General features: G+C 70.1%; 6 protein-coding genes. 3 read left to right on the top strand and 3 right to left on the bottom strand.

The features are described 5' to 3' along the window. Positions 1 to 18: 18 nt before the first annotated feature. Positions 19 to 6,864 carry a polymorphic toxin-type HINT domain-containing protein gene (locus ACFY0K_RS26835; RefSeq protein WP_390641978.1) on the top strand — a complete coding sequence of 2,282 codons (6,846 nt, stop codon included), beginning with the start codon at positions 19 to 21 and terminating at the stop codon, positions 6,862 to 6,864. Next, complete coding sequence (locus ACFY0K_RS26830; protein ID WP_390641977.1) at positions 6,861 to 7,718, top strand: hypothetical protein; 858 nt, start codon at positions 6,861 to 6,863, stop codon at positions 7,716 to 7,718. Before ACFY0K_RS26835 ends, ACFY0K_RS26830 begins: the two co-directional genes overlap by 4 nt. A 428-nt stretch (positions 7,719 to 8,146) precedes the next feature. On the opposite strand, the gene ACFY0K_RS26825 is transcribed toward ACFY0K_RS26830, so the two are convergent. The 3 genes from ACFY0K_RS26825 to ACFY0K_RS26815 all read right to left on the bottom strand — a co-directional run bounded on the left by ACFY0K_RS26825 (position 8,147) and on the right by ACFY0K_RS26815 (position 10,852). Then, on the bottom strand, positions 8,147 to 9,361 hold the full coding sequence (locus ACFY0K_RS26825) for an acyl-CoA dehydrogenase family protein (protein WP_390641976.1): 1,215 nt from the start codon (positions 9,359 to 9,361) through the stop codon (positions 8,147 to 8,149). 6 nt (positions 9,362 to 9,367) lie between these two features. After that, positions 9,368 to 10,390: a phosphotransferase family protein gene (locus ACFY0K_RS26820; protein ID WP_390641975.1), complete on the bottom strand. Its 1,023-nt coding sequence runs from the start codon at positions 10,388 to 10,390 to the stop codon at positions 9,368 to 9,370. Between the two features lie 165 nt (positions 10,391 to 10,555). Next, complete coding sequence (locus tag ACFY0K_RS26815) at positions 10,556 to 10,852, bottom strand: hypothetical protein (RefSeq protein ID WP_351958961.1); 297 nt, start codon at positions 10,850 to 10,852, stop codon at positions 10,556 to 10,558. Positions 10,853 to 10,994: 142 nt separating this feature from the next. On the opposite strand from ACFY0K_RS26815, the gene ACFY0K_RS26810 reads away from it, so the two are divergent. Further along, a complete protein-coding gene (locus ACFY0K_RS26810) occupies positions 10,995 to 11,945 on the top strand; it encodes an NADP-dependent oxidoreductase (protein ID WP_390641974.1) in 951 nt (316 codons plus the stop codon). Positions 11,946 to 11,961 lie beyond the last annotated feature (16 nt).

Below are 11,961 nucleotides of genomic sequence, written 5' to 3'. Positions count from 1 at the left end.
GAACCACGAGGGATGACCATGAGACCCGTAGCACGCAGTCTTGCCCGCCTGTTCCGCGTACCACGACGCAGGATCGCCCTGGCCACCGCCTCGGTGCTGACCGCCACCCTGCTCCAGGGCGTGACCGCCCCCGCCGTCGCCGAGGGCTGGCACCGGCCCGCACTGCCCGCCTCCGAGCCGCCGGTCGCCGGCGGCCCGGCCGCCCAGGCCCTGCCGCGCAAGGTGATGAAGACCCCGCGCACCCCGCAGCGGCCGCCGGCCACCGCCTGGCCGAAGCCCGGCGCGGCGACGGTCACGCTCGGTTCGAAGCCGGCCCGCGCGAAGGGCCTGCCGCTCACGCTCGCCGCCAGCCCCGCCACTGCCGAGGACACCACGGGCAGGTCCGCCCCCCGCAAGGTCGCCGCCCGCGTCCTCGACCGCGCCCTCGCCCGGAAGGCCGGGCTGGAGAGCCCGGTCCTCACCCTGCGCGCCGCCGGCGCGGCGGACGCCGGCCGGGTCCGCGCCACGCTCGACTACTCCTCCTTCGCCGGCGCCTACGGCGGCGGCTACGCCGACCGGCTCCGCCTGGTCGAACTGCCCGCCTGCGTGCTGACCACCCCGCAGCGGCCGCAGTGCCGCACCACCGCACCGGTGAAGACGGTCAACGACCCCGAGTCCAAGACCCTCACCGCGAACGCCGTCACCCTCAAGGCCACGTCCGCCACGGTGCTCGCCGCGGTCGCCGGCTCCGGCAGTGGCCTCGGTGACTACAAGGCCACCTCGCTGTCCGCCTCCGCCACCTGGAGCACCGACCTCAACAGCGGCTCCTTCGCCTGGTCGTACCCGATGTCGGTGCCCCAGGTGCCCGGCGGACTGGTCCCGAACCTCTCCCTGTCGTACTCCTCGGGCGCCGTCGACGGCCGTACCGGCAACACCAACAACCAGTCCTCCTGGGTCGGCGACGGCTTCGACCTGTCACCCGGGTACATCGAGCGCCGCTACAAGAGCTGCTCCGACGACGACGTGAAGAACGCCGACGGCAACGTGCCCGGCGACCTGTGCTGGGGCTACGACAACGCGGTGCTCCAGCTCAACGGCACCGGCGGCGAGCTGGTGCCCAGCGGCACCAACACCTGGAAGCTGAAGGACGACGACGGCACCAAGGTCGAGCGGATCTACGGCTCCGCCTCCGACGTCCGCTCCAACGGCGCCCGCAACGACGAGTACTGGCGGGTGACCACCCCCGACGGCACCCAGTACTACTTCGGCTACAACCGGCTGCCCGGCTGGGCCGCCGCCAAGGAGACCACCGACTCCGCCTGGACCGTCCCCGTCTACGGCGACGACTCCGGCGAGCCCTGCCACGCGGCCGCCTTCGCCGACTCCTGGTGCCAGCAGGGCTGGCGCTGGAACCTGGACTACGTCGTGGACACCCACGGCGACGCCGTCGCCTACTACTACGACAAGGAGACCAACTCCTACGGCCGCAACCTCAAGGCGGCCGACGACACCCCCTACGTCCGCGGCGGCACCCTGGACCGCATCGAGTACGGCCTGAAGAACACCACCGTGTACTCGGCGAAGGCCCTGGCCAAGGTCGACTTCACCAGCTCCGAGCGGTGCATCCCGGACAGCGCCACGGACTGCTCGTCGATCACCAAGGACGCCTTCTACTGGTACGACACCCCGTGGGACCTGAACTGCGACGCGGGCACCGACTGCGACAAGGGCCGGGTCTCCCCGGCGTTCTTCACCCGCAAGCGGCTCACCGACGTCAGCACCAAGGTCCTGGTGTCCGGCGCCTACAGCGAGGTCGACGACTGGAAGCTCGCCCACCGCTGGGGCCAGGCCGACATCGACTACCAGCTGCTGCTCGACTCCGTCCAGCGCACCGGACACGACGGCACCAGCTCCATCACCCTGCCGAAGGTCACCTTCGCCTACACCCAGCTCGCCAACCGGCTGGACAAGACCGGTGACGGCTGGGCGCCCTTCATCAAGGCCCGCCTGTCCACCGTCGCGGACGAGTCCGGCGGCCAGATCGACGTCGGATACTCCGCCCCGGCCTGCGACTTCGACGCACTGCCCACCCCGGAGACGAACACCACCCGCTGCTTCCCGCAGTACATCGGCGGTGACAACACCACCGACCCGGAACGGCAGTGGTTCAACAAGTACGTCGTCGGCACGGTCACCTCGACCGACCGCACCGGCGGCGCCCCCGACCAGGTCACCAGATACGACTACCTGGACGGCGCCGCCTGGCACTACGACGACACCGACGGGATGACCAAGGACAAGTTCAAGACCTGGTCCGACTGGCGCGGCTACGGCCACGTGCGGGTGCGCACCGGCGGCCAGGGCGGCGACCCGGCCATGAAGTCGCAGACGGACAGCTACTTCCTGCGCGGCATGGACGGCGACCGCAAGAACACCTCCGGCGGCACCAAGGACGTCAGCGTCACCCTGGACCCCGGCGAGGGCGACCCGATCACGGACCACCCCTCGACGGCCGGGTTCGGCTACAAGACCGTCACCTACTCCGCCCCCGGCGGGAAGGTCCTCGCCAAGACGGTGAGCAGGCCCTGGCACAACGAGACCGCGAAGAAGGTCCGCGACTGGGGGACCGTCACCGCCGACCTCACCGGCACCGAGAACACCCGGACCTGGACCTCCCTGGACGACGGGGCGGGCACCAAGTGGCGCACCACCTCCCTCACCAACTCCTTCGACCCGGCCACCGGCCTGATCACGCGCATCGACGACGCCGGTGACACGACCACCTCGGACGACGACCAGTGCACCCGCTCCACCTACGTCGCCGGCAGCACAGTCCTCAACACCCCGGTGCGCGTCGAGACCGTCGGCAAGGCCTGTGACACCGCCACCAGCCGCCCCGCCGACGTCCTCTCCGACACCCGCACCGCCTACGACGGCGGCGCCTACGGAGCGGCGGCCACCAAGGGCGACGCCACCCGGGTCGCCAAGCTCAAGAAGTACGACGGCACCACGGCCGTCTACGTGGAGTCCGGTTCGGGCTACGACGCCTACGGCCGGCAGCTGACCACCACCGACCTGACCGCCGACGTCACGGTCACCTCCGCCGGCACGCTCACCCGCACCGCCCGCACGGACGGCCGTACCACCACCACGGCCTACAACCCGACCTCGGGCTTCGCCACCTCCGCCACCGTCACCAACCCGCCGGTCACCCCCGGCGACAGCACCACCGCCACGACCACCACCCAGACCTTCGACGCGCTGCACGGCCAGCCGCTGACCGAGACCGACACCAACGGCAAGGTCACGACGTACGCCTACGACCCGCTGGGCCGCAACACCAAGATCTGGCTGCCCGACCGCACCACCAGCCAGACTCCCAGCTACGAGTTCACGTACACGATCAATGACAAGGAGCCGGTCGCCGTCGGCACCAAGGTCATCGGCAACAACGGCACCCAGGACACCTCGTACGTCTTCTACGACGGCTTCCTGCGCCCCCGCCAGACCCAGGCCCCCGGCCCCCGCGGCGGCACTCTCCTCACCGACACCTTCTACGACGAACGCGGCCAGGTGACCAAGGAGTTCGCCTCCTACTACACCGACACCACCGCGCCCTCCACAACGCTGTTCAAGCCCGAGAACGCGCTGAGCGTGGAGACGCAGAACCGCTACGCCTACGACGGCCTGGGCCGCCAGACCGAGCTGCGCCAGACAGCCGGCAACGGTGACGGCGGCACGGTCCTCGGCCTCACGAAGACCATCTACGGCGGCGACCGCACCACCGTCATCCCGCCGGCCGGCGGTACCGCCACCACCACCCTCAACGACTCGCGCGGCCAGACCACCGAGATCCGTGAACTGCACGCCCGTGTCCCCGAGGCCGACTACGACACCACCGCCTACCACTACAGCCCGCGCGGCGAGCTGACCAAGGTCACCGATCCGGGCGGCAACAACTGGACCTGGACCTACGACCTCCTCGGCCGCCTCACCGACACCACCGACCCCGACAAGGGCGCCACCCACACCGACTACGACGACCGCGGACTCGCCGCCACCACCAAGGACGCCCGCGGCACCGTCCTCGCCTACGTCTACGACGGTCAGGGCCGCAGGACCGAACTGCACGACACCTCGGCCACCGGCACTCTGCGCGCCAAGTGGATCTACGACACGGTCAGCGGCGCCAAGGGGCAACTCGCCGAGACCGTCCGCTACAGCGGCGGCCAGGCGTACAGCAGCAAGGTCCTCGCGTACGACCGTCTGTACCGCCCGCTGCGCACCCAGGTGACGATCCCCTCGACCGAGGGCGCCCTGGCCGGGACCTACCTTTCGGCGACGACGTACAACGCGTCCGGCACGGTGCAGGGCGTCGGCTACCCCAAGGCCGGCAGTCTGGCGGCCGGGACCGTCACTTACACCTATGAGGACGGCACCCAGCGGCCGATCACCGTGAGCGGTCCGAAGAACCTGAAGGGCTCTACGGCCTACAGCGACACGGGCAAGCCTCTGCAGTACGCCTTCTCCGCGAACGGCGGCAAGGAGACGATCGAGACCAACACCTACCAGTGGGGCACGCAGCGGCTGGCCACCTCGGAGGTGAGCCGCCAGGACGTGGCCGGTGTCGATCAGCACAACACGTACACGTACGACGAGGCGGGCAACGTCCTCTCGGTCTCGGACACCTCACGCTCAGGCACCGACAACCAGTGCTTCGACTACGACTACCTGGGTCGGCTGACCGAGGCATGGACCCAGCCGACCACCGACTGCGCCACCGACCCGTCCTCCGGCGTCCTGGGCGGTCCGGCGCCGTACTGGTCGTCGTACTCCTACGACGTCGTCGGCAACCGGCTCACCGAGACCCAGCACGCCACCGCCTCGGGGGCTTCGGACACCCAGCGCGTCTACCACTACCCGAAACCCGGCTCCCACAAGCTGGACTCGGTGGACACCACGGCCGGGACGGTCAAGTCCACCGACAGCTTCACCTACGACGACATCGGTGACACCCACACCCGGCTGCTCGGTGACGGCACCTCCCAGACCCTGGACTGGGACGCGGAGGGTCATCTGGCCAAGGTGACCCAGCCGGTGGCGGGCGGCAGCGACAAGGTCACCGAGTACCTGTACGACGCCGACGGCGACCGGCTGATCGGCCGCACCCCGACCGAGACCACGCTCTACCTCGGCGCGACCGAGATCACCCTGCCCAAGGGCGCGAGCGCGGCGAAGGGCACCCGTTACTTCGACCTCGGCGGCGGCCACCAGGCCGTCCAGCAGGACGACGGGACGATCTCCTTCACCCTGGCCGACCACCACGGCACGGCCCAGCTCTCCGTCAACGCCGACACCCAGGCCCTCACCCAGCGCCGCACCGAGCCCTTCGGCGACACGCGTGGCACCGGACCGGACAACTGGCCCGGCACCAAGGGCTTTGTCGGCGGCACGACGGACAAGGCGACCGGCCTGACCCACCTCGGCGCGCGCGAGTTCGACCCGGCCACCGGCCGCTTCCTGTCGGTCGACCCCGTCTTCACGGCCACCGACCCGCAGCAGATGCACGGCTACACCTACGCGAACAACAACCCGCTCACCTACTCCGACCCGACGGGCACGGAGATCGGCTCCAGGCCCAACTCCTGCCAGTACGACATCAAGTACTGCAGCAAGCATCAGCAGCAGGAAGTCGGCTACGACCCGAAGACCGGCACCAGCGACTACCACCGCGGCAACATCTACAAGCGCGCCCACGCCCGGCAGAAGGCGTGGACGGCCGACAACACCCCCGTCACCAACGACATCGACAAGCTCCAGAACTACTGGGCGAGCATGATGGACGGGGAGTTCACGGACGACTTCTGGGACAACCCCGTCTACGAGTCCAAGAAGGCCGGCTCGGCCTGCTACGGGCGGGAAGGCTGCCGTCAGGCCTACCTCTACGTCCTCCACAACGGCGACGACGCCGACGTGGCGACGGCGAAGGAGATCGCGGCCACCTACTGCGTCTACAACGCCGACCAGTGCGCGGACGAGGCCAAGGAGGTGGCGCGCGGCAAGGTCATCGAGGGCATGGTCAACGACGCCCTGCTCGCGTACATCGGCGGCGCGGCGGGCGCGGAACGCCCACGCCCCTGCAACAGCTTCGTGCCCGGCACCGAGATCCTCATGGCCGACGGCACGACCAAGCCGATCGAGGACGTGAGGACCGGTGACAAGGTTCTCGCCACCGACCCGGAGACGGGCCGCACCGAAGTCAAGACGGTCACCGCGGAGATCCTGGGCCAGGGCAAGAAACACCTGGTCAAGGTCACCCTGACCGTCAAGGACAAGAAGGGCGATCAGCACGCCGTCTCGATCACCGCGACGGACGGCCACCCGTTCTGGGTAACGGAACTGCACAAGTGGATCGACGCCACCGACCTCACCACGGGCGAGTACTTGCGCACCGCCACGGGTACCGAGGTGCGGATCACCACGATCCAGCGATGGACCCAGCAGGCCACCGTCCACAACCTCACCATCGCCGATCTGCACACGTACTATGTGCGGGCCGGGTCCGCTTCGGTCCTCGTTCACAACGACAACTGCAACTCGCTCACCCGGGCGCAGGCCGACGACGTCGCGAACTACCTGGGGTACAAGAAGACCAAGATGCGGTCCGCGGGCGGGGCCCCGATCTGGGAGAACAAGAAGGCGGCGGGGGGCCAGCCGCGGTACATCACCTACGACCGGACCGGCCATAACAAGCAGGCGATATTCAAGGGAGCCAGTTTCAAGAACCCCTTCCAGTCGACAAAGGACTCGGCGCGGGACGGGACATACGGACTGGACATATCCCCGACGGGAGACGTGCTGGGGCTCAAATGGCTGGCGAAGTGAGCACCGAAGTGGTTGTCAGCCCGTTCAGCGAGCTCGTGCGAGCCGAGCTGGCGGACGCGCCCGACTGGAGTGCGTATGCGTCGGAACTGGGCGGCATACTCGAGACGGTCATCGAGAGGAGTGCCGCCGATCTCCTGGAGGTCAGCGAGCTGCTGGTGAACCAACCCCTCCCGGACAGGTACTCCGGTCTGCGCAACGGAGTCGGGGTCCCGCCCGCGGAGGCGATCGACCTCGTCCTGCGCATGGTGGCCGGGGACGGGCCCTACTGTCGTCTCTCCGCGACTGGACGGCTTCACATCCAGTCCGGGTGGGACGGGGCCGTACACCTCTGGGTCACGCCGGAGGTGTCCGGCGGGCTGGTGGGATTCCATGGCGGGGAGGCGAGTCTCGCATTCCGTAACACCTTTCCGGAACCCGCGGACGTGTCGAATCCGGTCAAGGCCGTCGCGGACGAGGGCTTCTGGGACGCGGTGCGGAAGGTCTCCGGCGGAACCACGCTGCTCTGTGAGCGCTGGGCACACGGCGCCTACGGTTGCAGATGGTTCCGGGTGAACCGGGAGAACGCGGCCGAAGTGGCCCGACTGGTGTCACCGCGTGCTCTGCTGCGTGTGGTCGCCGAGCCGGACCTGCGGGCCGACGCCGAGGTGCTGGACGACGACTTCACCGCGTTCGCGTCCCCGCTGTCGCCCGGTGAGCTGGTCCACAAGGAGTATCCCGGCGGGGCCGACAGCCTGTCCGACGTAGTGAGTGCGGGTCTCTCCCTGCTGCTGGCGGACGCTGCCATGGGCCGATGGTGCGCCGTGGTGCCGGACCCGGACGGAGTGAACAGGGCGCAGTGGGAGAGCCCGGAATAGGCTGCTCCGCAGAACCGAGCAGGCCCCGGCGTCGCAGCCGGGGCCTGCTCGGTTTGCCCGCGGTCCTGTTCGTCGGCGGCACCACGGACACGGCCACCGGCCCGACCCACGTGGGCGTGAGTACGACCCGGCGACGGGCCGCTTCCTGTCGGTCGACCCGGTCTTCACGGTGGGCGACCCGCAGCAGATGCACGGATGCACCCACGCCGGCAGCGACCCGCTGAGGTACTCCGACCCGGCGGGCACGGAGATCGGCACCAAGCCCCACTCCTGCCAGTACGACGTGGAGACTCAGCAAGCACGAGCAACAGTCGGCTACGACCCGAAGACCGGCACCGGCGCGGCACCGGCGACCACCGGTGCGGCGACATCTGCAAGCGCGCCCACGCCCGGCACAGGAATCTCCCGGCTTCAGTTGGGAGAGGGCTTCAGAGGTACTTCTTCAGCTCCCGCCGAGCCAGCGACCGCTGGTGCACCTCGTCCGGGCCGTCGGCGATCATCAGCGTGCGGGCCCCGGCGTACAGGTCGGCCAGCGGGAAGTCCTGGCTGACGCCGCCCGCGCCGTGCAGCTGGATCGCGCGGTCGATGATGCCGACGACCGCACGCGGCGTGGCGATCTTGATGGCCTGGATCTCGGTGTGGGCGCCCCGGTTGCCGACGGTGTCCATCAGCCAGGCGGTCTTGAGCACCAGCAGCCGCAGCTGCTCGACCGTCACCCGGGCGTCGGCGATCCAGTTGTGCACCACGCCCTGCTGGGCGAGCGCCTTGCCGAAGGCCTGGCGGGAGACGGCCCGGCGGCACATCAGCTCGATGGCCCGTTCGGCCATCCCGATCAGCCGCATGCAGTGGTGGATCCGGCCCGGACCCAGCCGGGCCTGGGCGATCGCGAAGCCGCCGCCCTCCTCGCCGACCAGGTTCGTCACCGGCACGCGCGCGTGGTCGAAGACCACCTCGGCGTGGCCGCCGTGGTAGTGGTCCTCGTAGCCGAAGACCTTCATCGCGCGCTTCACGGTGACGCCCGGGGTGTCGCGCGGGACCAGCACCATGGACTGCTGACGCCGGATGTCGCCGCCGTCCGGGTCGGTCTTGCCCATCACGATGAAGATCTTGCAGTCCGGGTTCATCGCCCCGGAGATGTACCACTTGCGGCCGGTGATGACGTAGTCGTCGCCGTCCCGCTCGATGTACGTGGTGATGTTGGTGGCGTCGGAGGAGGCCACCTCCGGCTCGGTCATGGCGAACGCCGAGCGGATCTCACCGGCGAGCAGCGGCTCCAGCCACTGCTTCTTCTGCGCGTCGTCGGCGAACTGGGCCAGCACCTCCATGTTCCCGGTGTCCGGAGCCGCGCAGTTCAGCGCGGTGGGCGCCAGGTGCGGGGAGCGGCCGGTGATCTCGGCGAGCGGCGCGTACTGGAGGTTGGTGAGCCCTGCACCGTACTCGGCGTCGGGCAGGAAGAGGTTCCACAGGCCCTGCCTGCGCGCCTCCGCCTTCAGCTCCTCGACCACGGCCGGGGTGTCCCACGGCGAGGCCAGCGCGGCCCGCTGCTCCTCGGCGACCGGCTCGGCCGGGTAGACGTACTCGTCCATGAAGGCGAGAAGCTTGGCGCGCAGTTCCTCGGTGCGCGCGTCGAACGCGAAGTCCATGGCCGGTCAGCCTTCCTGAAGAGTGGTCAGTCCGTGGTCGATGAAGACGGGGACGAGGTCGCCGATCCGGTCGAAGCCCTGCCCGAGCGTCTGGCCCTGCGTGTACCGGTAGTGGATGCCCTCCAGGATCACGGCGAGCTTGAACCAGGCGAACGCCGTGTACCAGGAGATGTTCGAGACGTCCCGCCCCGAGCGGGCCGCGTACCGCTCGACCAGTTCCCGCGGCTCCGGGTGGCCCGGCGCCTCGGCGGTCGTCGACACCGGCGAGTCCGGCGCGCCGAGCGGCAGGCTGTACATCACCAGCAGGCCCAGGTCGGTCAGCGGGTCGCCGAGCGTGGACATCTCCCAGTCGAGGATCGCCCTGATCCTGTCGTCGTCGCCGATCAGGACGTTGTCGAGGCGGTAGTCGCCATGGATCACCGTGGGCGCGGGGGAGTCAGGCAGGCGGCGGCCCAGGGTCGCGTGCAGCTCGTCGATGCCGGCCAGCTCACGGTTGCGGGAGGCGTCCAGCTGCTTGCCCCAGCGGCGGAGCTGGCGGTCCAGGAAGCCCTCCGGGCGGCCGAAGTCGGCGAGGCCGACCGCCGAGGGGTCCACCGCGTGCAGTTCGACGAGCGTGTCCACCAGGGAGAGCACGGCGTTGCGGGTGCGCTCGGGGCCGAGCGGGACGAGCTGGTCGGAGGTGCGGTACGGGGTGCCGTCCACGAACTCCATCACGTAGAACGGCGCGCCGAGGACGTCCTCGTCCTCGCACAGCAGCACCGGGCGCGGCACCGGGACCTCGGTCGGGTACAGCGCGCTGATCACCCGGTGCTCGCGCCGCATGTCGTGTGCGGTGGCCAGGACATGGCCGAGCGGCGGCCGTCGCACGACCCACTTCGAGGTGGCGTCGGAGACCGCGTAGGTGAGGTTCGACCGTCCGCCCTCGATCAGCCTTCCGGTCAGCGGACCGGTCACCAGACCGGGGTGCTCGCGGTCCAGCACGCCGCGCAGCCGGTCAAGGTCGAGTCCGGGCGGGTGGTCGGGGCTCATGCATCGCTCCTACGAACGAACGAACAGGACCCGACTCATGATGCCGACCAGTCGGTATGTCGTCCAGCGCGTGAGCCAAACGTGACCGGGACCACCCTACGGCCCGAACGGCGCGTGACGGCTCCCCACGCGCACAGGCGGGGCGCCGTCACGGGCGGGGGCGGGTCAGTGGTCGTCCCAGTGGCCGTCGTGCTCGGCGTGCCGGTGACCGTCGTGCAGGTAGTCGATGTGGTCGCCGTGCAGCACGCCGGTGTGCCCGCAGCCGTCGCCGTGCCGGTGCTCGTGCGCCTCGTGGGTGACGTGACCCTCCGGCTCGCACTCGTCCCAGTGACCGCCGTGCTCGCGGTGCAGATGCCCGTTGTGCGCGTAGTCGACGTGGTCGCCGTGCGGCACCTGGTCGTGCCCGCAGTCCGGGCCGTGGCTGTGGCCGTGCGCGGCGTGTTCCTGGTGAAGGATGGTCATGGTGCTCGCCTTCAGGAGTGCAGGGGGCAGGGTGAGGCGTTCAGGAGCGTGGCCTGATGCCGACGGACAGGCTGCCACGCAAACGGCACATATGCGGGCATCCCGCTTGCGTGGCGTCCGAGTACCCCTGAGGGTCGGTTGCATGAAAGGCATCAGTTACAGCCGGTACGGCGGCCCCGAGGTGCTGGAGTACGGCGAGGTCAAGGACCCGAAGGTCGGCCCCGACTCGGTGCTGGTGAAGGTCCGGGCGGCGGCCGTCAACCCGGTCGACTGGAAGTGCCGCGAGGGCCAGCTGCACGGCATCTTGGACGCCGTCTTCCCGGTGATCCCCGGCTGGGACGTCTCCGGCGTCGTCGTCCAGCCGGGCCCCGCCGTCACCGAGTTCGCGGTCGGCGACGAGGTGATCGGCTACGTCCGCGAGGACTTCCTCTCCCGGGGCACGCTCGCCGAGTACGTGGCCGCCCCGGTGCGCACCCTCGCCCGCAAGCCGCGCAACCTCACCTTCGAACAGGCCTCCGGGCTGCCGCTGGCCGGCCTCACCGCCTACCAGGTGCTGGTCCACGCCCTGGAGGTCAAGCGCGGCGAGACGGTCCTGGTGCACGCCGCCGCCGGCGGGGTCGGCTCGCTCGCCGTCCAGATCGCGGCCCACCTCGGCGCCCGGGTCATCGGCACGGCGAGCGAACGCAACCACGACTTCGTCCGCGGCCTCGGGGGCGAGCCGGTGAGCTACGGCGCGGGCCTGGCCGAACGCGTACGGGGACTGGCCCCCGAGGGCGTCGCCGCCGTCTTCGACACCGTCGGCGGGGAGACCCTGACCGTCTCGGCGAACCTGCTCGCCCCCGAGGGCCGGATGGCCTCGATCGCCGACCCGGACGTCGTCGACTTCGGCGGCCGCTACTGCTGGGCGCGCCCCGATGCCGGGGACCTGAACCGGCTCACCGCGCTCGCGGAGCAGGGCGCGGTCACCGTCCATGTCGCCGAGACGTTTCCGCTGAAGGCGGCGGCCGACGCACAGCGCCGCAGCCAGGAGGGGCGGACCCGGGGCAAGCTGGTCGTCACCGTGGACTGGCCGGAGGAGGGTGAGGAAGGCTGAAACGGGGGGCCGGGAG

The organism is Streptomyces sp. NPDC001507, from assembly GCF_042894765.1.
GTDB lineage: Bacteria > Actinomycetota > Actinomycetes > Streptomycetales > Streptomycetaceae > Streptomyces.
The sequence above is the reverse complement of the archived record's forward strand: the minus strand, read 5'-3'. Positions and strand labels throughout refer to the sequence as shown.